This window comes from Komagataeibacter xylinus (assembly GCF_009834365.1).
Taxonomy (GTDB): domain Bacteria; phylum Pseudomonadota; class Alphaproteobacteria; order Acetobacterales; family Acetobacteraceae; genus Komagataeibacter; species Komagataeibacter xylinus_D.
On sequence record NZ_CP041348.1, the window covers coordinates 2321217 to 2345508 of the forward strand.

The 24292-nt window shown below is 58.3% G+C and carries 20 protein-coding genes, 1 tRNA gene and 3 pseudogenes; 13 read left to right on the forward strand and 11 right to left on the reverse strand.

The features are described 5' to 3' along the window. The first annotated feature begins 300 nt into the window (after positions 1-300). On the forward strand, positions 301-1644 hold the full coding sequence (locus FMA36_RS11045) for a DEAD/DEAH box helicase (RefSeq protein WP_159262336.1): 1344 nt from the start codon (positions 301-303) through the stop codon (positions 1642-1644). Positions 1645-2135: 491 nt separating this feature from the next. Further along, complete coding sequence (bcsA, locus tag FMA36_RS11050; RefSeq protein WP_159262337.1) at positions 2136-6728, forward strand: UDP-forming cellulose synthase catalytic subunit; 4593 nt, start codon at positions 2136-2138, stop codon at positions 6726-6728. A 175-nt stretch (positions 6729-6903) separates the two neighbouring features. On the opposite strand, the gene FMA36_RS11055 is transcribed toward bcsA, so the two are convergent. The 3 genes and pseudogenes from FMA36_RS11055 to FMA36_RS19455 all read right to left on the reverse strand — a co-directional run. Continuing rightward, positions 6904-6993: transfer RNA gene (locus FMA36_RS11055), tRNA-Ser, on the reverse strand. Positions 6994-7059: 66 nt separating this feature from the next. Continuing rightward, positions 7060-7392, reverse strand: a complete 333-nt coding sequence (locus FMA36_RS11060) for a site-specific integrase (RefSeq protein ID WP_240906335.1) — start codon at positions 7390-7392, stop codon at positions 7060-7062. 173 nt (positions 7393-7565) lie between these two features. Beyond that, positions 7566-8105 (reverse strand): annotated as a pseudogene (locus tag FMA36_RS19455) (IS5 family transposase); the annotation flags it as partial. Between the two features lie 58 nt (positions 8106-8163). On the opposite strand from FMA36_RS19455, the gene FMA36_RS11080 reads away from it, so the two are divergent. Continuing rightward, complete coding sequence (locus tag FMA36_RS11080) at positions 8164-9378, forward strand: IS256 family transposase (protein ID WP_159262340.1); 1215 nt, start codon at positions 8164-8166, stop codon at positions 9376-9378. A gap of 55 nt (positions 9379-9433) precedes the next feature. On the opposite strand, the pseudogene FMA36_RS11085 reads toward FMA36_RS11080, so the two are convergent. Beyond that, positions 9434-9655, reverse strand: a pseudogene (locus FMA36_RS11085) (transposase); the annotation flags it as partial. A gap of 145 nt (positions 9656-9800) precedes the next feature. Between FMA36_RS11085 and FMA36_RS11090 the strand changes: the two are divergent. The 8 genes and pseudogenes from FMA36_RS11090 (at position 9801) to FMA36_RS11125 (ending at position 15425) form a co-directional block, all read left to right on the forward strand. Further along, a complete protein-coding gene (locus FMA36_RS11090) occupies positions 9801-10880 on the forward strand; it encodes an IS5 family transposase (protein ID WP_010516652.1) in 1080 nt (359 codons plus the stop codon). A 353-nt stretch (positions 10881-11233) separates the two neighbouring features. Further along, positions 11234-11860 carry a hypothetical protein gene (locus FMA36_RS11095; protein ID WP_159262341.1) on the forward strand — a complete coding sequence of 209 codons (627 nt, stop codon included), beginning with the start codon at positions 11234-11236 and terminating at the stop codon, positions 11858-11860. Positions 11861-11946: 86 nt separating this feature from the next. Then, positions 11947-12159: a hypothetical protein gene (locus FMA36_RS11100; protein ID WP_159262342.1), complete on the forward strand. Its 213-nt coding sequence runs from the start codon at positions 11947-11949 to the stop codon at positions 12157-12159. A gap of 58 nt (positions 12160-12217) precedes the next feature. After that, on the forward strand, positions 12218-12553 hold the full coding sequence (locus FMA36_RS11105) for a hypothetical protein (protein ID WP_159262343.1): 336 nt from the start codon (positions 12218-12220) through the stop codon (positions 12551-12553). A 131-nt stretch (positions 12554-12684) separates the two neighbouring features. Then, positions 12685-13395, forward strand: a complete 711-nt coding sequence (locus tag FMA36_RS11110) for an autoinducer binding domain-containing protein (protein WP_159262344.1) — start codon at positions 12685-12687, stop codon at positions 13393-13395. Positions 13396-13474: 79 nt separating this feature from the next. Further along, positions 13475-14104 (forward strand): acyl-homoserine-lactone synthase, encoded by a 630-nt coding sequence (locus FMA36_RS11115; RefSeq protein WP_159262345.1) that lies wholly within the window; start codon positions 13475-13477, stop codon positions 14102-14104. A gap of 172 nt (positions 14105-14276) precedes the next feature. Further along, on the forward strand, positions 14277-14453 hold the full coding sequence (locus FMA36_RS11120; RefSeq protein ID WP_159262346.1) for a hypothetical protein: 177 nt from the start codon (positions 14277-14279) through the stop codon (positions 14451-14453). A gap of 217 nt (positions 14454-14670) precedes the next feature. Further along, positions 14671-15425: pseudogene (locus FMA36_RS11125) on the forward strand (IS5 family transposase). A 766-nt stretch (positions 15426-16191) separates the two neighbouring features. Here FMA36_RS11125 and FMA36_RS11130 read toward each other — a convergent pair. From FMA36_RS11130 to FMA36_RS19740, 4 genes are all read right to left on the reverse strand, one after another. Next, positions 16192-16362 (reverse strand): hypothetical protein, encoded by a 171-nt coding sequence (locus FMA36_RS11130; RefSeq protein ID WP_159262347.1) that lies wholly within the window; start codon positions 16360-16362, stop codon positions 16192-16194. A gap of 74 nt (positions 16363-16436) precedes the next feature. Next, the gene (locus FMA36_RS11135; protein WP_159262348.1) at positions 16437-16640 is read right to left on the reverse strand and encodes a TOBE domain-containing protein; all 204 of its coding nucleotides are present in this window, start codon (positions 16638-16640) and stop codon (positions 16437-16439) included. A gap of 86 nt (positions 16641-16726) precedes the next feature. Next, entirely contained in the window at positions 16727-17704 is a 978-nt protein-coding gene (locus FMA36_RS11140; RefSeq protein ID WP_159262349.1) for a ribonucleotide-diphosphate reductase subunit beta, read from the reverse strand. A 44-nt stretch (positions 17705-17748) separates the two neighbouring features. Next, a complete protein-coding gene (locus FMA36_RS19740) occupies positions 17749-17877 on the reverse strand; it encodes a hypothetical protein (protein ID WP_276612579.1) in 129 nt (42 codons plus the stop codon). A 277-nt stretch (positions 17878-18154) separates the two neighbouring features. Between FMA36_RS19740 and FMA36_RS11145 the strand changes: the two genes are divergently transcribed. Together FMA36_RS11145 and FMA36_RS11150 are read left to right on the forward strand one after the other, a co-directional pair. Next, positions 18155-19471 carry an O-antigen ligase family protein gene (locus tag FMA36_RS11145; protein ID WP_240906336.1) on the forward strand — a complete coding sequence of 439 codons (1317 nt, stop codon included), beginning with the start codon at positions 18155-18157 and terminating at the stop codon, positions 19469-19471. Between the two features lie 170 nt (positions 19472-19641). Next, positions 19642-21009 (forward strand): lipopolysaccharide biosynthesis protein, encoded by a 1368-nt coding sequence (locus FMA36_RS11150; RefSeq protein WP_159262350.1) that lies wholly within the window; start codon positions 19642-19644, stop codon positions 21007-21009. A 21-nt stretch (positions 21010-21030) separates the two neighbouring features. Here FMA36_RS11150 and FMA36_RS11155 read toward each other — a convergent pair whose 3' ends face one another. The 3 genes from FMA36_RS11155 to FMA36_RS19460 all read right to left on the reverse strand — a co-directional run bounded on the left by FMA36_RS11155 (position 21031) and on the right by FMA36_RS19460 (position 24285). Then, positions 21031-23187 carry a TonB-dependent receptor gene (locus tag FMA36_RS11155; RefSeq protein WP_159262351.1) on the reverse strand — a complete coding sequence of 719 codons (2157 nt, stop codon included), beginning with the start codon at positions 23185-23187 and terminating at the stop codon, positions 21031-21033. Between the two features lie 68 nt (positions 23188-23255). After that, on the reverse strand, positions 23256-23717 hold the full coding sequence (locus FMA36_RS11160; protein WP_206065083.1) for a DUF2946 domain-containing protein: 462 nt from the start codon (positions 23715-23717) through the stop codon (positions 23256-23258). A 103-nt stretch (positions 23718-23820) separates the two neighbouring features. After that, entirely contained in the window at positions 23821-24285 is a 465-nt protein-coding gene (locus FMA36_RS19460) for a hypothetical protein (RefSeq protein ID WP_240906596.1), read from the reverse strand. Positions 24286-24292 lie beyond the last annotated feature (7 nt).

Here is a 24292-nt window from a genome sequence, read left to right on the forward strand (position 1 = left end):
GCAGGGCAGGCGCATTAAAAGCTTGCGGTCGGGCCCGCAACGCGATAGAGCATCACGCTCGGGAACGGACCGCGCCTGTTCCCCGTGCTGGCTAGATTGCACGTGTCCTTGACGCGGGGGACACGACCATAAGCAGACTGGACCGGCCTTTATTCCTTACATGATATCCTTGCGACGACAGAACGAGTGTCCCCATACATATGGGGGCCGGTTTCGGATTCATCTGTCGGTTCGCCACCCGGGCATGCAGCGCACTCAAGGGTTCGCTGCCCCGTTTTTTTGCGCCAGGAGGCGCCATTCATGACAACGACGTTTGCCGATCTTCATCTTGCAGAGCCCCTGCTGCGGGCACTGGACGAGGAAGGCTACGCCACGCCCACGCCCATTCAGGCCGGCGCCATTCCCTACCTGCTCGAAGGCCGTGACCTGCTGGGTCTGGCCCAGACCGGCACGGGCAAGACCGCAGCTTTCGCGCTGCCCATCCTTGACCGTCTTTTCCGTGAGAAGGGCCGCGCCCACCCCAAGGGCGCGCGCGCCCTGGTGCTGGCCCCCACGCGTGAGCTGGCCTCCCAGATCGGGGAAAGCTTCGCATCCTATGCCCGGCACATGCGCTTCAGCCACGCTGTCGTGTTCGGTGGCGTGGGGCAGGGGCGCCAGATCGAGGCGCTGCGCCGTGGCGTGGACGTGCTCGTCGCCGCCCCCGGCCGCCTGCTTGACCTGATGGGCCAGGGCCATGTCGACCTGTCGGGCCTTGAAGTGCTGGTGCTCGATGAAGCCGACCGCATGCTCGACATGGGCTTCGTGCGCGATATCCGCAAGATTGTCGCAGCCCTGCCCACCGACCGCCAGACCCTGCTGTTCTCGGCCACCATGCCCAAGACCATATCGGATCTGGCGCATGGCCTGCTGCGCGACCCGGCCACGGTGCAGGTGACCCCGCCGTCGAGCACGGTGGACCGCATCCGCCAGGCCGTGATGTTTGTCGATACCGGCAACAAGCGCGAGGCGCTGAAGCTGCTCGTTGACTCGCCCAAGGTCGAGCGCGCCGTGGTGTTTACGCTGATGAAGCATGAAGCCAACAAGGTCGCGACCTTCCTCAACGAGCACGGCATCACTGCCGAGGCCATTCACGGCAACAAGTCGCAGGGTGCGCGTGAACGCGCCATGTCCGGCTTCCGTTCGGGCAATGTGAAGGTGCTGGTGGCGACCGATATCGCGGCCCGCGGCATTGACGTGGATGACGTGACCCACGTGTTCAACTACGACCTGCCCAACGTGCCCGAGAGCTATGTGCATCGCATCGGGCGCACGGCGCGTGCTGGGCGTGAGGGCTGGGCGGTGTCGCTGTGCGATGCCGAGCAGCGTGCCTGGCTGCGTGATATTGAAAAGAATATCGGCAAGAAGATCCCCGTCGTGTCCGAGCATCCGTACCATTCGGAAGCCGCCGAGAACTCGACCATGCGCCCGCCCGTGCTCGGCGGCGGCGGTCGTGGCCGTGGTGGCGGCGGTGGTCGGCCCGGTGGCGGTCGCCCCGGTGGCAACGGTCGCCCTGCCGGTGGAGGGCGACCGCCCGGTGGTGGCCGGGGTGGTCGCCCCGGTGGCAACCGTTCCGGCGGTGGTGGCGGTGGCCGCCGCGCGGTCTGACCCGGCCATGGCCCGCCCTGCACGCGCAGGCGGGTCACGGCACCCGGTATGATTGGAAAAAGGCGCCTGGCCTCTGGTCGGGCGCCTTTTTGCATGGATTGCCGCAGGCCGGGATAAAGTAAATTATGAATTAATTTACGTTGCATCATTAAATAAAATGATAAATGGTGCCTGATACAAACATGTCTTCCACATGTTGCAATATTTATACTGGCAAAATAAACAGCACGGCGTGTCTGTGCCATCCGCTTGTGAAATAAGTGAAAAAACCAGATAATATCTTGCAGTGATGGGGGCTGCTCATTTACTGTTCCGGCTCGTTAAGAAAAACCTAACAGACACAATCTTTTTTTGTGGAGCCATCGATTATAGGGAACAGGGCGCAGCCGTAGCGCAGGGAGCAGCCTGCTGTCCGCAGGGGCACTGGTGCCCCCTTAGGCATGCATATACGTATTGTAGGGCTTTATGTTCGGGTAATCTGGTTGTTAATCATGTTCAGGGAATTATGGCTGAAGTGGGGCGGGGCATCTTTGATAGCCACGCCCGCCGCGCAGAGGGCGCTGATCTTCGTGCTTGTGGCTGGGGGGGCGCTCATCTGCGTCTCGGTGGGGGGCGTTAGCGTTTCTCCCGTGCAGCAGGGCTGTATTTCCATTGGCACGGTGGGGCTGTTCTTTTTGCTCAACCGCAGGCCGGGGCGACATATCACCTGCATTCTCATGATGCTGTCGCTGTTCGTATCCTTCCGCTACCTGATCTGGCGGCTGGGCAGCACGGTACAGTTTGCCAGCCTGCTCCAGAGCGTGCTGTCAGTAGCACTTTTGCTGGCGGAGGGTTATGCGCTCTCGACCCTGTGCCTGAGCTATTTCCAGATGTCGTGGCCGCTCCACCGCAAGCCCCACCGCCTGCCTGACAACCTTGATGACTGGCCGATGGTCGATGTGTACGTTCCCTCCTACAACGAGGATCTGGAACTGGTGCGTTCAACCGTGCTTGGCGCCATGGACCTGCACTGGCCCGAGGGCAAGCTCAACGTCTATATTCTCGATGACGGGCGGCGCAAGGCGTTCCATGATTTTGCCAAGGAATCCGGCGCAGGCTACATTATCCGCTCCGAGAACAATCATGCCAAGGCGGGCAATCTCAACCATGCGATGAAGATCACGAAAGGCGAATTCGTGGTCATTTTCGATTGTGATCATGTGCCCACGCGCTCGTTCCTGCTCAAGACCATTGGCTGGATGGTGGCCGACCCCAAGCTGGCCCTGCTTCAGACCCCGCATCACTTCTATTCCCCCGATCCGTTCCAGCGCAATCTGGCCGCAGGCTATGACGTGCCGCCCGAGGGCAACATGTTCTATGGCCTGGTGCAGGACGGCAATGATTTCTGGGATGCCACCTTCTTCTGCGGTTCCTGCGCCGCCATCCGCCGCTCAGCCCTGCTCAGCGTGGGCGGGTTTGCCACCGAGACGGTAACCGAGGATGCGCACACCGCGCTGAAGATGCAGCGCAAGGGGTGGGGCACCGCCTATCTGCGCCAGCCGCTTGCCGGTGGCCTCGCCACCGAGCGCCTGATCCTGCATATCGGCCAGCGCGTGCGCTGGGCGCGCGGCATGCTCCAGATCATGCGGCTTGATAACCCCATGCTCGGCTGTGGCCTGCGGTGGGAGCAGCGACTGTGCTACCTGTCGGCCATGTCGCACTTTCTGTTTGCCATACCAAGGGTGACCTTTCTGGTCTCGCCGCTGGCGTTCCTGTTTTTAGGCCAGAACATCATCGCGGCCTCGCCGTTTGGCATTACGGTTTATGCCCTGCCGCATATCTTTCATTCCATCATGACGCTCTCGCGCATCGAGGGGCGGTGGCGCTATTCCTTCTGGAGCGAGATTTATGAAACCTCGCTCGCGCTGTTCCTGGTGCGCATTACCATCGTAACCCTGCTCCAGCCGCACAAGGGCCAGTTTAACGTGACCGACAAGGGCGGCCTGCTGGCGCGGGGCTATTTTGATTTCAGTGCGGTTTACCCCAACGTCATCATGGCGCTGATCCTGTTTGCCGGCATGGTGCGTGGCCTGTTCGGCATGGTGTTCGACTATCACGAGAAACTGGCCTTCCAGTCTTTCGCGCTCAATACGTTATGGATCACCATCAGCCTGATCGTGGTGCTGGCCTCCATTGCGGTGGGGCGCGAGACCCGGCAGATCCGGCATGCGCCGCGCGTGCGGGTCAAGCTGCCGGTTGATATCTGTTTTGAAAATGGCGATGTCTTTCATGCCCATACAACCGATATCTCGCTTGGCGGGGCGGGCGTTACGCTTAACCTGTCCACCACGCTGGAAACGCCCGTCGATATTGAATTGCGCTATACCCACCCCGAGGATGGCATTGAAGTGGCCGTGCCCGCCCGTATTCTGGGCCAGCGTGGCTCGTGGCTGCACCTGCAATGGAAGATCGAGACGCTGGAAGAGGAACGGCAGGTTGTGAGCATGGTATTCGGGCGCAGTGATGCGTGGAATAACTGGGCCGATTTCAAGGACGACCGGCCGCTTAACAGTATCTATCAGGTAATCAAAAGCATCGGCGGGCTGCTTGCGCCGCCGTATCTGTGGAATGTCAGCCCTGCAGGCGATAGCGGGGATGAGGGGGAAGCCGGAGGAAAGAAAGAGGAAGAAAAGCTGGAAAAGAAGAGCCTGATCGTGCCCCCCACACATGCCAGCAGCATACGCGGCGGTGCGGCTGCGCTGATTGCATCCCTCGTGCTGGCGGTCTTTCCTGCCATGGCGGCTGAACCCGTGCACCCCACGGTTTTTGACCGCACGGGCGTATCATCCGCAACGCCCTGGGGCGACAGCAATTCCGGTGATCTGCCGCCCGTGCCGCAACCGGTGGATGCCGCCGCTGCCGGGCGCATAGCCGATACCGAGGTCACGCGCACCATTGCCTTCCGCGATCTCGGCCTGGTCAACGGGCCGCTGAGCCTGACCGGTATCTCCCCGCTCCAGGGGCTTGATGTGGTGGTGCCGGCCAACCGCGTGGTTACGCACGCGACGCTGAGCCTGTCTGGTGCGATTTCGCCTTCGCTTCTGCCTGAGGCCTCTGCCGTCAACGTTACCCTCAACGAGCAGTATGTCGGCACGATCCGGGTCGATCCCACGCACCCGACTTTCGGGCCGGTCGAGTTCCCCATAGACCCGCTTTACTTTACCGAGGACAGCAAGCTCAACTTCCGCTTTGCGGGTGAATACCGGCGTGACTGTAACGATCTTTACAATGATGTGCTGTGGGCCAAGATATCGGACCAGTCCACCATTACCCTCACCACTGCCCGCATAGCACCTGAACGCACACTTGCACGCCTGCCCGCGCCTTTCTTTGACCCCGCCCTGAGGGTGGCGATGCGCGTGCCCGTTGTCCTGCCCGCGCCCACGTCGGCACCGGAGGTCCTGCGCGGGGCGGGACTCGTGGCCTCGTGGCTGGGCCGGATGGCGGGATCGCACCAGATTTCCTTTCCCGTATCTTCCGCCCTGCCAGATACGGGGAATGCCATCGAGATTGGCGAGAACCTTGCGGTTGATGACGAAGGCCATCTGCCAGCAGGACCAACCCTGCTGGAGATCGCCAACCCTGCCGACAAATGGGGGACCATCCTTGTCGTGACCGGGCGCAATGCGAAGGAGGTCGAGATCGCGGCGCGCAAGCTGGTGTTCTCGCCTGATACGCTGGGCGATGTTCCGTCCATCGTGGTGCAGGATGTCAGCCTGCGCCCGCGCCAGCCTTATGACGCGCCTGCGTTCATTCCCACTGACCGGCCGGTGCGGCTGGGCGAACTCGTTGCTGCAAGTGATCTGCAGACATCGGGTTTTGTGGGCACCCCCCTGCATGTGCCCTTTCATCTGCCGCCCGACCTGTATACCTGGCACCAGCTGCCTTTTCTGATGGATCTGTGGTTCCGTGCGCCTGATGGGGCGGTAATGGACCTCAATGCATCGCGGCTCGATATTCATCTCAACCATAATTATATCCAGAGCTATTCGCTCCGCCCCAACAGTTTGTGGCGGGCCTGGTCGGAGCGGATGGTGACCCAGCATGCAGGGGCCGTGGGGCATGTCACCGCCATGCCGCCCTGGCTTCTGTTCGGGCAGAATGACCTGCAGTTCAGCTTCAATACCCGCCCGGTAGACTTTGGTGCATGCCGCCGCACGCCCGGCGATGTGCAGATGGCGGTTGATTCGGACTCCATGCTCGACTTCCGGCGTGGGGTGCATTTCACCATGCTGCCCAACCTGTCCTATTTTGCCGAGATTGGTTTTCCGTTCTCGCGCATGGCCGATCTGAGCGAGACCACGGTAGTGCTGCCCCGCACGCCTGACCACGATACGCTTGGCGCTTATCTGGACCTGATGGGCTTTTTCGGGTCGATTACGGGTTATCCGGTTGCGGGAGTGCATCTGACCAGCACGGATGAGGTCGCGCAGAAACCACCTTCGGGCGATGTGATCCTGCTGGCGCCGGTGCAGCAGATGGGGGGCGGGGCTGCGCTGCTGTCGCGGTCAGCCTATCATATTGATGACCGCCATCTCGCCGTTGGGCAGAACATGGGGCTGCAGGGCATCTGGTACCTGTTTCAGGACCGGGACAGCGCTGGCCTGCGCAATGGTGTTACGGCCAACCTTGATGCCCCCGTCAAGGGAGCGGCGTTCATGATCGGGGCGGAATCGCCCTACGCGGCACATCGGTCGGTCCTGGCGCTGATAGGCGATGATGGCGGCCGGATTGAGGAACTGGTGACCGGCCTGCATGACAGCAAGGTGCTGCCGCAGATACAGGGTGATCTGGTGCTGAAAAACGGCAGCCAGCTGACCACCTACCGCACATCGCCCACCTATAGCGTAGGACACCTGCCATTCTGGATGTGGGTGGACTGGTTCCTCTCACGTCATCCGCTGCTGATGTATCTATGCGGCGTAACGGGGGCGGTCATGCTGGGCACGGGGGCATGGATGTGGTTGCGTGCGCGGGCCCGACGCCGGGTGCGCGAACAGGAAAAAGCCGATGAAGAAGCCCGCATGCGTGGGGAGGGGCACTAACGTGCCCCGCTGAGGTGGCAGGGAAGCGGACAGGATAAGGCATCATCCGCCTGTCTTGCCGCTTCATGCTTGCAAGAATGCGGAACAGCATGAAACAATAGGCACAGGGAGTGCCGACAGAAGGGGAGAAAACCAAGCCTTCTGGAACAGATTGGTGCTGGGTGGGATGCTAATATGGCGGAGAGGGTGGGATTCGAACCCACGGTACGCTCACACGCACGGCGGTTTTCAAGACCGCTGCCTTCAACCGCTCGGCCACCTCTCCATAAGGTCTCTTTAGCCAGCTATTCCGCCGCCGTCTAGAGGTTACCGTGCACAAAAACCGCTACAGTCATGGGGTCTCTGTGCCGTCTTTTGTGCCGACATGCAGCACGCGGTCCAGTTCATCCGCCGTCAGGGCAGACAGGTAGATTTCGGTCGTCTTGACCGATATATGTCCCAGATGGCGGCTCAGCCGGTAGATGTCACCACCCGCCTTGAGCCATCGGATGGCGAAGGCGTGGCGGAGGTCATGGATGCGGAAGCGGGTGAAGGGTATGCTTTCGGCCTCGCAGCGTGCAGCGACCCGGCGCATGACCTGCCCGTAATTCGAGGCCGCGTTGCGATAGGGGGCGCCATCACGATTGGGGAACAGGAGACCGCTGCGTGGCGCGCGTTCCAGCAATGTCGCCGCGTTCCCACCCGGCGTGGATCAGGCGATTGTTCGCGGTCGGCTCGTTTTGGTCCGGATCAGGCGGATCTGGTGGCGTTCGTGGTCCACGTTTTCAGCTATCAGGCTGACGGCTGAATTGCCCAGGGTTTTGTGGAGACATTTTTTATCTGAACTACGGCGTGTCGTCAGTTAAGCAGGATGATGATTGAGGCGAATTGCACGGCTGTGAGGAAGCTCGATTTCAGTTTATCGTAGCGGGTTGCGATAGCGCGAAACTGCTTGAGTTTATTGAAGAGCCTCTCAACAAGGTTCCGTTCGCGGTAGAGAGAAATCGGTTTTCCGTCGTGTCGTTCTGTTGCATTTTGGCGGGATGACCGGGGTAATCCCGCGCTGTATCAGCCGATCGATCAACCTGTCCGCGTCATACGCCCTGTCAGCAAGGAAAGCATCAGGATCGATGTTTTCCAGAAGTGGTTCCGCCTGGGTGATATCGGCATCCTGTCCCGGTGTGATACCGAGTTCCACCGGATTGCCCAGAGCGTCGCAGATGGCATGGATCTTTGTAGTCAACCCACCGCGTGACCGTCCGATGGCCTGATCCGTGCCCCTTTTTTAAGAGCTCCGGCACTATGCTGATGCGCCCGGACAATTGTGCTGTCGATCATCATGTATTTGTTGTCGTGATCAGCGGCCAGATAACGAAATATCCGTTCGATGACGCGAGAGTGTCCGATCTTCTGTGTATAATTGATCTGGTCCATACTTCACCGAAAGGAAGTATGAATGACCATCTCGAAGGAACTCCTGGACGAATTGCTGACGGGCGTGAAGCGTCCTGAAGACCTGCTCGGAGACAGCGGGTTGCTGAAGGAGCTGAAAATTCGGCTCATGGAGCGTATGCTGGGTGCGGAGTTGACCGCGCATCTGGGCTATGAGGAAGGCAAGGCTGCCCCGCCGGGCCAGTCGAACCGGCGGAATGGCTCCACGACCAAGGTGCTGAAAGGCCAGGAGGGCACCTTTCCAGTGACGGTGCCGCGCGACCGCGACAGCAGTTTCGAGCCGGAGCTTGTAAAGAAGGGCCAGACCCGGATTGACGGGATCGACGACAGGATCATCGGTCTCTATGCCGCCGGCCTGACTGTCCGGGACATCCAGACCCATCTGCTTGATCTTTATGGCCTGAAGGTCTCTCCCGACCTGATCAGCCGCGTCACCGATGCCGTGCTGGACGAGGTCCGGGAGTGGCAGGGCCGGGCGCTGGATCGGATGTATCCCATCGTGATCTTCGATGCTCTTCGGGTAAAGATCCGCGATGCTGACAGCCGGACCGTTAAAAACAAGGCGGTTTACGTTGCTCTCGGTGTCACCCGCGAGGGAGTGCGCGAGGTTCTGGGGCTCTGGATCGCCGAGAATGAAGGCGCCAAATTCTGGCTTTCGGTCATGAACGAGTTGAAGAACCGGGGCATCCAGGACATCCTGATCGCGGTCGTGGACGGGCTGAAAGGCTTTCCCGAGGCCATCACCGCCGCCTTTCCCGAGGCGATGGTTCAGACCTGTATTGTTCACCTGGTGCGCCACAGCCTGAACTTCTGCTCATGGAAGGACCGTAAGGCCGTGGCTGCCGACCTGCGCCGGATCTACGGGGCCGCCACCGCTGACATGGCGGCCGCCGAACTTGATGCGTTCGAGGGGAAATGGGCCGGGAAATACGCGTCAATCGCCCCGGCATGGCGCCGGGCATGGCCAGAAGTGATCCCGTTTTTTGCCTTCGATCCGGCAATCCGAAAGATCATATACACCACGAACGCCATTGAGAGCCTGAACAGGGTTATCCGCAAATCGATCAAGACGCGCGGTTCGTTCCCGACTGACGATGCCGCAACAAAGCTGATCTACCTGGCAATCCGCGGCTTTGAGAAAGACGGGCGGAATGTTCGGGAATGGTTTGCAGCCCGCAACCAGTTCGCCATAATGTTCGGCGAGCGCTTCGCCGCTTGAGTAGCTGAACAACCGTGGGCCAGGTCAGATACACAGACTTCAGGACACTCCCGATGACGCCGCTTTCACACCAGCGGCGCAGACGCCGGTGCACGTTTTTCCAGTCCCCGAAACGGGCAGGAAGGTCGCGCCATGGAATACCCGCGCGATAGCGATACAGCACCACCTCCACGAACAGACGGTTGTCCACCGCAGTGCCGCCGACATAGCCTTCTCGACCAGGAAGAAGATCCTTTATCCGCTCCCATTGGTCATCGCGTAAACTATAGCGCCGCATCTGTCTGTCTCCCCCAAAAAACGGGAAAACAGTCAGCACACGCAGACACAAAGTACAACCCTCACGTGGAGGGTTCGAAAAACCCCTTGGCTCTGAATTGGTGGCTGTGATTCCATACCTTGTGTGATGATTGGGGGGATGGCTCATGAAGCAGCCGGGTTTCTTTGATGTTGACGAGCGGCTTGCCCGGTTAAGCGGGCTTGGCGATCAGTTGGAGGCATTTTCCCGGACTGTGGATTTTGAGGCGTTCCGCCCTGATCTGGAGAAGGCTCTGGCCTATTCAGACAGGAGCAAAGGCGGCCGTCCCCCGTTCGATCCGGTGCTGATGTTCAAGATCCTGGTCATCCAGACGCTGAACAATCTCTCCGACGAGCGAACGGAATATCTGATCAACGACCGCCTGTCCTTCATGCGTTTCCTCGGTCTGGGACTGTCGGACCGGGTGCCCGATGCCAAAACGGTCTGGCTGTTTCGCGAGCGTCTGACCGAGGCAGGCGCCATCCAGAAGCTGTTCGAGCGCTTTGACGCCACCCTGCGTAACGCTGGGTATCTGCCGATGTCCGGCCAGATCCTGGATGCCACGCTGGTGGCAGCGCCAAAGCAGCGCAATACCAAAGGGGAGAAAGCGGATCTCCGGGCGGGACGTATTCCAGAAGACTGGCAGGACAAGCCCGCAAAGATGTCGCACAAGGATCGTCATGCACGATGGACACTTAAGTTCACGAAGGCGAAGCGGCAGGACGATGGAACCATACCGTCGAGCGATCTCGCCATCCCGTTCTTTGGCTACAAATCCCACATCTCCATCGACCGGAAGTTTCGGTTCATCCGAAAATGGAAGACGACGGATGCCGCCGCCAGTGATGGTGCGCGATTGAGAGAGGGGCTGTTAGATAAAACCAATACGGCCTCAAGCGTTTGGGCTGATACAGCTTATCGCTCGAAAGCGAATGAGGACTTCATGGACAAAGAGGGTTTTGTCTCAAAGGTTCACAGAAAAAAGCCGCATCTCAAGCCTATGCCCCGACATATCCAGAAATCGAATGCTGGAAAGTCCGTGATCCGATCACGCGTCGAGCACGTCTTTGCCGACCAGAAATCACAGACGGGATTGTTCATCCGAACTGTCGGTATCACCCGGGCCACCATGAGGATCGGGCTGGCCAATATCGTCTACAACATGCGCCGCTTCCTCTTCCTCGAAAGGTTGAACGCGAGCGCGTAGTCATCCAGCGGGAGGGCAGTCCCCGATCTGCTCAAAACGCAGATCAAAAGCTACCCCAAAAACCGTAAATCAAATCGCCAAAACCCTGAAATCACGAGCCAGGCGCATCAACCAACGGTTCTTCGATCCCTCCACGTGCCACACTCAGGGCTTAACTGACGACACGCCGTAGTGCATTTGAGTATAATATTTGACGTATAGAAGACTATTGAGAGTGCCCTTCAGGAATCAGTCAGATATATTTAAGATAGTAGGAAGAACTGCTTGGGGGCGGACAACCTACCACACTGACCTTGATAACGATTGATTCGCCAGACTCGCACTCTTCCTGACAAACTATGGCAGGAGGAACCATGCGATTTATCATTTTAAGCTTAGTCGGCTTATTCGCGACTGGAATCGCCTATGCGGAACGGCCAAAAGGGGATGGAATTGTCGAAATATGCGCAGCATATAACCCGGCCGACCAAGAAGATTTTCAAAAAGAATTTTCGTTCGGGAATATTACTATTCCCGCAGGTGCCGTATTTGATGGAACGGCCCATATGTTTAATGGGTTGAAAGATCCTCGGGACGAGGAACACATGACGGATGAGGTCGCGGCCCATGGTGGAAAAATCTGGCCGTCTATCAGCGATGCAGAAGAAAAAAAGAGAGAAGATGACTTGCGGATAGACCGTGATCCGGGGCATTCTCATCAAGCGTTTATCACCGATGATCCAATCAAGCTTAGCAAGCATCATCTATGTGAAAAAGTGAGTGCGCATGTAATGGTATCCTCCCAATGGGATTGGGATGCGCGTCCCATTGATGTTTCCGCGTCCCTGTATTATCAAGCCTATGGTGTGGTCTCAGATAACAAGATAGATACTTCATTTGATAATGAGGTGATGGCATTCAAATGGAATGCGCAGGCTGGAACCCTGAATGCATCAGTAATCAAACCTTTGAATACGGTTTATGAATTGCCTCCAGATTGATTCCTGCATCGGGACAAAAAGGAACTGAAAGCGGCTAAAGCCTGACAGCAAAAATCCGCCCGACCGAACATTCCCAAGGATATGAAATGAAGAAGATCACCATACTTGCCGCAGTCGTAATCCTCACGGCTTGTGCCCACAAGCCGCATCATCCTGTTACGCCTGATAGCATCACTGCGCGACAGGGCATTGAGCCCCAGTCTGTTCATACAGCCCGATTTGGCGCAATGTCTCGGACTGCATCCTATGCGACTCATCATGCCAATCAAAATTCTGATTCGGCAGATGAAAAGAAGTGAGGCGGATATAAAGAGCTTCCGGGGCAAGATACTGTTCCGGACGTGAAAAGGGGCCATCATGCAAGAAAAAATCCTGACTGGCCCAAGCGGCAAAGAATATCGCTTTGTTGCGATAGAACCCAAAGATGCTCCGAACAGAGCATGCCTGTTTTTGGTTCAGGACACGCGATCCAATTCTTCATCTGACCAAACATATATCGCCCATGCCCGACACGGCAGAGGATGGGTGAAGTTTTACGGAGAAGAAGAGAAGAATGGGCTAACCCCGTTCAATCGCATCTTTTTATATGCTGGCACGAGTGGCGATCTGACCATTCCGTTCGGAGATATTCTGAGCGGCGGGACTGAACAGGTGTTGGGGTATAAAATGCCACATGGGAGAGACTGCCCTTAAGGACTGACAGCAAAAAGCCGCCCGGGGACGGCTTGGCTTCAGACGGAGATCGTCATCATAAATCTGTAGAATAAATATATCATATAATTTAGGCTTACTATTGGATGGTACTGGAGGTAGGCGCGGCATAGATGGTGGGCTTGACGATTGACCTCCTGGCGAAACTACATGACCTTGAGAACGCAGCCACTAAGCACGATCTATTATCCATCTATCTTGGTGCCGTTCTGTCAGTCGGGAATGTCCACGTAACCATTGTGGAATTGAACAGGATTGAAGACCCTAAAGAAAATTTTATACACGTTGGTTATCCAACGGAATGGGTCAATTTCTATATTGAGAACAATTACATTATCTCTGACCCAATAATAAAAAAATCCAGATTTATAAGTCACCCATATTTCTGGCATGAAATCAGAAACACAAACAAAGAAGAAAAAAAGATAATAAGAGATGTATCTGAATTTGGCATAAAAAAGGGCCTGACAATACCGGTCCATACTCATGACAGATTGGTTTATGCCATTTGCTTCGCATTTACAGATAAAAACATAGATCAGGAAATTGAACTTTATCTGCGTGCGTTATCCAATTTTTTCATTGCCAGTTATAAAAAATTGGATGAACCGGCAGATATGTCGCCCCCCATTCTTACCCCCCGTGAAAAAGAATGTCTGAGATGGACAGCCAAGGGTAAAAGCTCGTGGGAAACCGGGATGATTGTTGGTGTCAGTGAGCGAACCGTTAACTTTCACATCAACAATGCCTTGCTGAAACTGAAATGTACGAATCGCATCATGGGTGTGGTGCAGGCTATCTGTGCCGGCCTGATTGAACTGTGAAACCTGTCAGGTCTGACAGGTAACCCGGCCGTCAGTTTTCGTGAATGATCCTCTCATCCAACAGGAAGAGAGTGGATCCATGATCGAAGTCGTAACCGTTGAAAATGCCCACTGGTGCGGAACAGCTCTCGCTGAGCAGTTCAAGTTTCGCTACCGCCATTTTGTGGCCAATGAGCAGTGGGAAGTCCCCTTCTACAAGGGGATGGAATACGACCAATTCGATACGCCTGCTGCTGTCTACCTTGTATGGCGCGATGTTGCAGGTGTTGTCCGGGGCATGATCCGTCTGCTGCCAACGAACCGGCCTTACATGCTGGAAACGCTTTGGCCCGATATGATGCCCGATCCGATTGTTCCATCTGGTCCGACCGTCTGGGAAATCACCCGGTTTGGCGTTGAACGAAATCTGTCCCTCTCCCTGCGTAAGCAGATATCAGCCGAACTGATCCTGGCATGCATAGAATTTTCAGTGCTGAATGATATTCACACCTATCTGTTCCTGACAGCATGGGGTGTCCTCAAGCGGATTGTACCTGGCGCTGGAGTAGAGGCGCAGATTCACAGCAGGAAGACACTGCCTTCCGGCCATGATGTTGCTTCTGCCGTTGTGCCAGTCTCCCAGGTCGTTCTGGATAAGGCCCGGGCCAAGCTGAATATCCATTACGCTGTTCTCGATAACAACAGCTTTGAGCAGCAACATGCAGCATAGGCAGAAAAACGAAGAGATGGAAAGAAAAGTAGAACACATCAAAAATGCATTATCCTTCTTACGGTCAGAAGCAAGAAAATGCGACCTTCTACAAACGGATAACTCGCTTTCCATTGCAGAGATAATCATCGATATGGAAATAAAAAAAATAAAATAAGGGAGGTCTGGTAATTTGTTCTACAATGAAGGAAATATAGAATACCTCGCCAAGCAAATATTTTCTCAGCACTATCCTTTCCGAAAGTGGGATGACCACCCTGATTCTATATCAGGGGGTCCTACGCAAGAAGAAAAAGATAAATTCAAAGATATTGCACGCCAACAATTATCTGACTGGCATCCGGTATAATTCAGGCTGCTCCATGGGGGCAGCCTGTGTCCTGCTGACTACGTTGTTGAGATTGGCGGAAATATCACAACTGTGGAAACGGCATTGCCCACTCCAGAAGAATCCTGAAGTGAGTTCGGGTTGCTTAGGGCGTGTCGTCAGTTAAGCGGGAGGATTATGCCGCTTGTACTCCTGCCTGATCTGTGATGTTTTCTCCCTGTTTTCGGGGAGAGTGTGAATGCGACGGTATGGTCTGAGCGACGGTCAGTGGGAGCGGATAAAGGACCTTCTTCCGGGTCGCAAAGGTCATGTCGGTGGGACGGCTGCGGATAACCGTCTGTTTATCGAAGCCGTGCTGTATCGTTATCGCGCAGGCATTCCCTGGCGTGACCTGCCTGTCTGCTTTGGGGACTGGAAGAACGTGCACTGGCGGCTGCGTCGCTGGTGTGAAAGCGGTGTGATCGAACGGATTTTTCGGCATCTGGCTGCTGACCATGACAACAAATACATGATGATCGACAGCACGATTGTCCGCGCTCACCAGCATAGCGCAGGCGCCTGTAAAAAAGAGGGGTGGATCAGGCCATCGGCCGATCCCGTGGCGGACTGACTACCAAAATCCATGCCATTGTCGATGCCGCTGGAAAGGCTGTGGCTCTTTCCCTGAAACCCGGGCAAAGGGCGGACATCACTGAAGCAGAGCCATTGCTCGATGAAGTTGATCCCAAGACCTTCATCGCCGACAAGGCGTATGACGCCGATCCCCTCATCGAAAAGCTTGAAGAGCGGGGGATCTCACCGGTTATCCCCTCAAGGAAAAACCGTATCTGTCCACGAAAAACCCGTTTTTCAATTTATAAAAAACGAAATATCATCGAACGCTTCTTCGCCAGACTGAAGCAGTTCTGAGGCATTGCAACGCGCTACGACAAGCTGAAGTCAACCTTCATCGCAGCCGTGCAATTCGTCTCCGACATCATCGGAATTAACTGATGACACGCCCTAATGCTGATCGAAAAGGGAAACCGGGCCGGTGAGCCGATGCGCATTGCTGATTGTGGGATAACTGACCACTGCTGCGCCAAGAATGGCCAGCGCCAGAAAAACGGCCTTTTTGACCATCTATATTCCCCCTTGAATGAGAGGAAATGTTAACAGGGGCATGTATCGCCTGCATGTCTGGCGTATGTCATTTTGTATCATATATTTCATGGCATTGAGCAGGCGCTTTATTTAAAGGCAGCTTTTCATAAGGTTATCTGGAAACGCCTTGCCGAAAATTTTCTTATGATTTTAGTAATTAAAAAAAGACGTATTGAACAATATTTATGGATCATGGTTTTTTAAAAACATACTATAAAGAAAATATTTATAATATCTATGATCCAGTCATGTTATCTGGACCATTAATGCAGAGACATAATGCATTCTATGATGAAATTTACAAAAAGTCCCATGTACCACCCTGCGGGAAAAAACTTCAATGCACTTCGGGATATCCTGACGGACCTGATAATGAACAGAATTAAATATGTTATCTTTTGCTAAAAAATTCAGAAAAAATACTTAAAAAGAAAACGCCTTACAGGATTGCCAGGAAATATTAGAAGTAGTGGGAAAGGGCTGGAGCCGATCCGTGCCGCAGGGTGCAATATGGGATCGACCCGCCATTCCGTTTCATGCAATTCTACAGGTTCAGGAGCTTTGTGTATCTCACTTGCCCTGTACAGTTCCTGTTATCGGGCCAGTTTAATCCGATTTAATATGAATGCAGGCCCGATAACTGTTCATGGGCCAGAACACGGAAGCGTTCCTGTTCTTCCAGCGTGGCGGCGTGGGCATCGGCGCCGATGGTCCATTGCCGGTCCGGATAGTGTAACTGAAATATCTTTCTGGCCAGTCGTTCAATATCTTCAGGCGTATAGGACATGAGCCGGTTTCCTGCGCATGATCAGGAACGATAACCGAGCCACCCTGCGGGCGGCCCGGAAACAGGGAAGGGGGTCAGACGCCCACCATCACATCGGATGCCTTGATGATCGCGGTCGCTTTTTCACCAATCTTCAGGTTCAGGTCGGCCACGGCTTCATTCGTGATGGAGGCGGTAATGGTGTTGCCGCCCACATCAATCGTGACATGCGATGTGGTCGCGCCCTTGGTAATGCCGGTAATCGTGCCTGCAATCTGGTTGCGTGCGCTGATTTTCATTGTTTCAGTCTCCTTGGTGGCTTCACGGGTGGGTATGGGCCGATAAGCCGTGTCAATCAAATGACTGCCGCAGGCATGGCAAGGCTTCAGGCGAAGGCTTCATCCCAAGTACCCTGCGTCGCCCCCCGGCTGTATTCGGTGGCGCGGTTTTCAAAGAAGTTGGTGTGCTCCACCGCGTTCATCATCTCGTCAATCCACGGCAGCGGATTGCTCGGCACGTCATAGATCGGGTCGAGTTCGAGGCCGATCAGGCGGCGGTTGGCGATGAAGCGGATGTACTGCTTGACCTCATCAGCGCTCAGCCCCTGCACCGGCCCCATGCGGAAGGCGAGATCGATGAAGCGGTCCTCATTGGTCACGATTTCGCGGCAGGCCGTGTGGATGGCGGCGGCCACGGCAGGTTTGTCAATCTGGCGGCCGAATTCCTGCATGTAGGTCTTGAACAGGCGCGTGATGGATTCAACGTGCAGGCTCTCGTCGCGCACCGACCATGTCACGACCTGGCCCATGCCCTTCATCAGGTTATGGCGCGGGAAGTTGAGCAGCATGGCGAACGAGGCGAAAAGCTGCAGCCCCTCGGTAAAGCCCGCGAACACGGCCATGGAGAGCGCGGTGTTGTAGTGGTCTTCCATGTTGAAGCGCTTGAGGAACTCATGCTTCGCGGCCATTTCCTCGTATTCGAGGAAGGCGGCATATTCCGTCTCGGGCATGCCGATGGTGTCGAGCAGATGGGAATAGGCGGCCTGATGGATGCTTTCCATGTTGGTGAATGCCGAGAGCATCATCCGCACTTCGGTCGGTTTGAAGCGCGGCATGTACAGGTCGATATAGGCGTTCTCGACCTCGGTATCCTGCTGGGTAAACAGCCGGAAGATCTGGGTGACCAGATAGCGCTCGGTTTCGGACAGGTTGTTGTTCCAGTCCTTCACGTCATCGCCAAGGGGAATTTCCTCAGGCAGCCAGTGCAACTGCTGCTGGGTCTGCCATGCCTCATACGCCCAGGGGTAGCGGAACGGCTTGTAGACCGGGCTGGGCGAGAGAAGATTCGGTGTGTCTTTGCTCATGATTCGTCCCTTTGCCACAACATCGATTTCCATGCGCCTACGGTTTAGAGGGCGGTTGGCTTTCCTGCCAACAGGGCATTGCGCAAATTAAAAAAGTTTTTGGGGAAGCTCTTTTCCAAAAGCTTCAAAGAACGCCATTTTTTTGAAAAAAGGCGACACTCAAAAATTTTCATCAGGGTCTGTCCTCAGTGCGCGCCGAGGGGCTGGCGCTCGGGGGCGGCCCCCGCATGCCTTCATCATGACGGTGAGTCGGCTCCGGGCCATAACAGCCGCCAAGCAACAGGGCCAGGACCAGAACGGCAAGGGAGCAGGGGATCAGGCGCATCGTGACCTCCAGGGCATGTCGGCTGAACGCGGCAGAGGGGCGGGAGTTTGTGCCGCCGTCATGGCATGCAGCGCCGGGCCTGACGGGCGACGGGGCCGGGTAATCCATTTTGTTTCTGCATGCTGATGCGATACACCGGGCGCGGACAGCAGGCACGATGGGCAGGGTGGATGCACAAGCTTGAGCAATGGATGCGGTGGATCGCCACCGGGCTGGTCATCCCCATGCCGCTGCTGCTGCTTTATGCCCTGGCCCCTGCGGAAATTGTCATGACCACCGTGGCAGTCCTGTTTGTGGCCCACTGCGTGCTGCGGCGCGACGGGGGCTGGCTGCGGCAGGGCTGGGTGGCGGCGGCCGGGCTTTTGTGGGCGCAGATCGTGCTGGCCTCCCTTCTTGCCGGGCAGGGCGTGACACAGGCCGTCATGTTCATGCGGTATTTTGTCTTTGTCGCTGCCCTGCAGAACTGGGTTCTGTCCGATCCCCGCACGCGCCGCATGCTGGCCTGGGCTTATGGGGCCGTGGCCGTGTGGCTGGTTGCAGGCTGCTGGCAGCAATATCTGTGCGGGCGCAATTTCATGGGCTACGGACGGTGGGAGGATGGCGCCCTGCTCGGCCCGTTATGGGCCCCGCGCGCGGGGCAGGCACTGGTCATGACGGCGCTGCCGGGCCTGTTCCCGCAGGTCATTGACCTCGCGCGGCGCGAGGGCGCGCGGGGACGGGTCATGGCCGGGGCGCTTCTGCTGGGGCTGGTGGTGACCATGGTACTGATCGCCCAGCGCATGCCGCTTTTGCGCCTGCTGCTGGCCATGGGGCTGTGCAGCCTGCTGGTGCCCCGCCTGCGCGCCGTGGCGGGGGCGGCGGTCGTGGCGGGAGCGGGGGCTGTGGCCCTGTCGCCGCTGCTGGCCCCGCAGGCCTACCACAAGCTGGTGCTCAATTTTGTCACGCACATGCAGGGTTTTGCCGATAGTCCGTATGGCATGCTGTTCATCCGCGCGGGCGTGATGATTGAACGGCATCCATGGTTCGGGCTGGGGTTTGACGGGTTCAGGCACGCCTGTCCCGATCCGGCATATTTTCATGGCCTGCCCTGGCTTGGCGTAAGCGAAGGCGTGCATGGGGCGGCCGTGGGGTGCAACATGCATCCGCATAATTTCTATCTGCTCATGGGCACAATGGGCGGCGTGCCTGCTATGGTGCTGTTTGCAGCCTTTGCCGCCTGCGTGCTGGCGCGGGCATGGCGGGGGCTTGCGGCTGCAACGGCCACGCGCGACCCGCAAAGGCTTATGCTGGCGGTGGCGTGCGTGGTGGTGTTGTGGCCGTTGCAGTCAACGAGTTCATTCCTGACCCAGCCCACGGGGGGATGGCTGTTCATGATCCTGGGCTGGGCACTGGCCTGTGTTCCGCCTGCCTCTCATTTGCAATCCGTGCGGGACAGGGACTAGCCCCGGGGCCCCGAGCGCACTAGAGTGCCCCGCGCGGTCGGCCCGGATGCCCTTTCCGGCCTGCGACCGTTCTTGAACCAAGGGAGCCTGCACCATCGTTTCCCCCTGTTGTTCTGTAGGAACGCGTCCGGTTTCGCGCCGGGCGCGGGTATCTGTGCGTGTGGTGACCCATGGCAACTGAATCGGGCGATGCGCTCAAACGTATTTTTGGCAATACGGGCTTCCTGATTGCCGGGCGTGCGACCAACGCCATATGCAGTTTTCTCTACATTGCCTGGGCGGTGCGGGCGCTGGGGCTGTCGCGCTTTGGCGTGCTCATGCTCGTCACCACGTTCGGCACCGCGATCTCGACTGCAACCCATCTGCAATCGTGGCAGCCGCTGCTGCATTATGGCACCGATCCCTTCACCAACGGGCGGCGCGCACAGTTCTCGCGCGTGCTGGCGTTCTGTGTGAGGGCCGATTACCTCAGTGGCGGGGTCGGCTGGGTGGTGGGCACGCTGGGGGTGGCGCTGTTTGGTACCGCCATGGGCTGGCCGGCAGCAGACCAGGGGGCGGCGATGGTGTATATGACCACCATCGCGTTCATGAATTTTTCCTGGTCGGCGGGCGTGTTCCGGCTGTGCAATTCCTTCTGGCTGAACATGCTGGTTGACCTGTCGGGCACGATCGTGCGCACGGTGGGGTCTGGGCTGGGCTTCATGTACCATATGGGGCTGGATTATTACCTGCTGGTGTGGAGCATGACGCAACTGATCATGTTCCTCACCAGCACCGGGCTGGGCCTGCTGCAGTTGCGGCTGGCGGGCGGCATCCGCTTCAACCCGTTTGCCCGCCTGGCGGAAGGTGATGCGCCGGGCATCTGGCGCTTTACCCTTTCCACCAGTGGCAACCATGTGCTGAGTTCGGTTTTCAACCAGTTCGGCACGCTGCTTGTAGGTGGCCTGCTTGGCCCGGCCGATGCCGCCGTCTATCGCGTCTCGCGCCAGATAGGTGAAGGGATCGCCAAGCCCGCGCAGCTCATGGTGCCTGCCCTTTACCCCGAATTCATCCGCCTGCGCGATAAACAGGACTGGTATGGCATCAAGCGCGTGACCGTGCAGCTGTTCCTGACGATTGGCGGTTTTTCCGTAGCCCTCATGGGCGTTGCAATGCTGATGGGCAACATCCTGCTGACATGGATGCTGCACGTGCACTGGCATGGTGGCCGCCACCTGATCATGCTCATGCTGGGCAGCGCCGTGCTCGGCCTGGGCATCGTGCCGCTTGAGCCGCTGCTGACCGTGATCGGACAGGTCTCGCGCGTGCTCCGTGCCCGCATCATCGTCACCCTGACCTACCTGCCGCTGGTCTATGGCATGACCCGGCTGTGGCGGCTTGAGGGGGCCGCGGCGGCGGGCGTCGTGGCGGGGCTGATCATGTTTGGCATCTGCCTGCGCCCGGTGCTGGCATGGTTTGGCCAGATGGCCCCGGGCCGCGCGCCAGCCCAACCCGCCACGGCGGAAACGCAGGGCGGGGAAGGCGGGACGCGCACCTGATGCGCTGCCCCGCCCCGATCATCAGAAGCTTGCCGTCAGGCTCACATTGAACGACCGGCCCATGCCGGGCAGGGCGCGCAGGCTGCCGGTGGCGGCGTAATCAGCCAGCGCCCAGCCGCCCAGCGGCAGGTCATATTTCTGGTTCAGCACGTTGTCGATGCTGGCATCGAGCGTCATGTAGCGCCAGTGATACTGCCCGCCCAGCCCCAGCAGGGCATAGCCGGGGGTGCGGGGTTCGTTGCGCACCCAGTCTACCGTGTCCTTGGCCTTGACAAAGGTCATCTCGACCCGGCCGCTCCAGTTCTTCCACCGTTCGTTAAGCGTGACGCTGCCGTTGGTGGGCATCTGGTGGTACAGGCCCGCGCCATTGGTCAGGTCCTGCCCGCGCACCCAGTTGAGGTTGGCTACAATCTCGCCCCGGCCAAAGCGGGCGTTCTGCCACAGGCGGTAATTGCCCGAGCCGTTGATGCCGTAGCTCTGGGCATTATGGTTGGCGAAGCCCAACGTGTAGAACTGCCCCGCGCTGGCAATGCGGTAGGCGTTTATGTAATCGTGGGTGTAGGTGTAATAAGGCTGGACCTTCAGATCCCACCGATCGCCGTCGGGGTCATGCCAGTCGGCGGTGATGGAGGCGGTATTGGCCACCTCGGGCTTGAGGTCGGGGTTGCCCACGTAGCCGTTGCCATCGCCAAACCAGTTGATCATGCTCGTGACCATGGCCGAGCGCCCCCAGGCATAGCGCTCATACAGGTTGGGCGAGCGGGTCTTGCGGGCATAGCCGCCCTCGATGGTCAGGTCGCGGCGCGGCTTCCAGCGCACAAGGGCCGTCACATCGAAGTTTACGTCCGTCCGGCCCCGGTCGGTTGTGTTGAAGGCATTGGCCGCGTTGATGTTGGCCATGTTCATCATGCTCATGGTCGACGAATAGCCTGAAACCGGGCCGGTATTCATCATGACCAGATCATTGCGAAAGCCCAGCAGCGTGGTCACGCGCGGGGTCCAGGCGGCTTCCCACTCCACAAAATGGCCCAGCCGGTCGCGGTGGCCGTTATTGATGCTGTGATAGGTGTCCGGCCCCATCATCATGCTGCCCGCAACCGGTGGCCACCAGTCATTGAGCCCGGAATGGTCGAACGAACTGCCCAGCCGCAGGGTCTGGCCTTCCGCCAGGGGGATGGTGGCCTTGATGCTGTAGCCTGCCATGCGGGCATTGGTGTTCATGGGCATGTGGGTGGTCTTGGCGCGGTCGGGCAGGAAGTCCATGGCGTGGTCCTCGCGCTGCCAGTAGCCACGTGCCTCAAGCTCGCCCCAGTCAAACGTGCCGAGGTATTTGCCGTTGACGAAGGTGGAGCGGTTGTTCGTCATGTCCATGTACTGGTTGGCGAAGCCCTCATGCGGGGTGTCCTGCTGGCCGAAAGTCAGCGCGAGCAGATGGTTGCCCTTGTGCACGCCAAAGGTCACGGCATGGTTGTAGGTCAGGTAGCTGGTCGAGCGCACCAGCCCTGCATCGCCACCACCTTCATAATCGCCCGCCTGCGCGTAGGAGGCGTTATAGCGCAGGCTGAACGTGTCATTCGCCACCGTCAGGCTGCCCGAGGCCCCATAGCCGCCGCCATTGCTGCGATAGGTGCCGGTGACATGGCCGGTGACAAGCACCTTGCCGTGCCTTGCAAACTGCGGGTCCTTGCGCTCGACATCGATCGTGCCGCCGGTGCTGTCGCCGCCCATGCTCACGGGGGTGATGCCCGCAATGGCGGTGGCGGTGTCCACGCTGTCGGGATCGATGAAGGACAGGGCAGGGTTCATGTGGTTGGGGCAGCCCGAAGCAATGCGCACGCCATCGACCACGGTCGCCACGCGGTCATCTGCCATGCCGTTGAGCACGGGCAGCGCGGCAAGCCCGCCCGCGGAATACGTGCTGACACCGGGCTGGTTGCGAAACAGGCTGGCGGCATCGGGGCTGCTCAGGCTGGCCGCCGTGCGCTGCGTGGCGGAAGGAGACGAAGCCGAAAGCAGGCGCTCACCCATGGGCGTGCTGTCTGCCGTATCCTCGATGGAGAGGCCGGGCAGGGTTACGGTTGTCTGGGCGCGCGCGCCCAGCGGGTGCAGGGAGACTGCCAGCATGCAGCCGCCTGCGGCCACCACGAGGGGGGTGGCCGTTTTTTTCATGGAAGTCACTTTTCATGTCCTGAACAGGAAAACGAAAAACACGCACGCCCTTAAAGGGCCTGCGGCAGCGCGTGAGTTCAGGAGATGGAAGGTGGCCCGCAGGCCGGGGGCAGCCCCAGCGTAACAGGAGGGGGCGCGCGGGGCTGGCGGGGTTCATGCCGGTGGGTGGCCCATGCCATGGGCGGCAGGGGCAGGAAGGGCAGAACCACCAGCGCAAGGGCAGGCAGGTGCAGGAGCGGGCAGAGCGGGCAGCCTTCGGCATGGTCGTGGCCATGGGGGGCCGTATTATTGCCATGCTCATGGGGTGCGTTCGCCATCACCATGTGATGATGCGGCGGCGTGGCGTGCCGTTCTGCCCGCATGGTCACGGGCGCGATATCGATTCCCGTCAGCCGCATGATGGTGCCGCGCGGCAGTTCGCCGGGCAGGCTGCGGCTTTCAACCAGCAACTGGCCCCACAGCCCCAGGCACGCGCAGAGCACCATGACCCAGCGGATCACAGGCATGTCATGCATGAAGGGGTGGCGGGCTTGGCCCATGATGGACAGGTTCTTTGCTGTTGTATGATAAGGCGGTAACAGGAGAGTGTTCTCTAAGGTCGGGGGCTTTTTGTCAAATGACAAGGCGGCCCGCGCCCATGCCTCAATGGATGGAAGCGTGCAGCAGCAGGATAGAACGGCAGGCAGGATTCTTGTCACGCCAACCGGCCCCAACGGCTGGCGGCGGGGGCGGTTGCTTGCGGGCTGGGCCATCGTGGCTGCCGTGCTGGGCCATGGCCTGATTGCCGCGTGGCTGCTGCCCGCGCGCACGCCCGTACCTGCCGCACCTGCTGAAAAAAACACTGTCCAGGTCTTTTTTGACCGGCCAGGGGTTGCACCGCCGCCCCAGGAGGCTACGCCACAGCCACAGCCACAGCCACAGCCACAGCCACAGCCACAGCCACAGCCACAGCCACAGCCACAGCCACAGCCACAGCCACAGCCACAGCCACAGCCACAGCCACAGCCACAGCCACAGCCACAGCCACAGCCACAGCCACAGCCACAGCCAAAAGCCGTGGCCACGCCGCCCGTTGCCGCGCGGCCTGCCGTAACGCCTGGCCAGCATCCTGCTA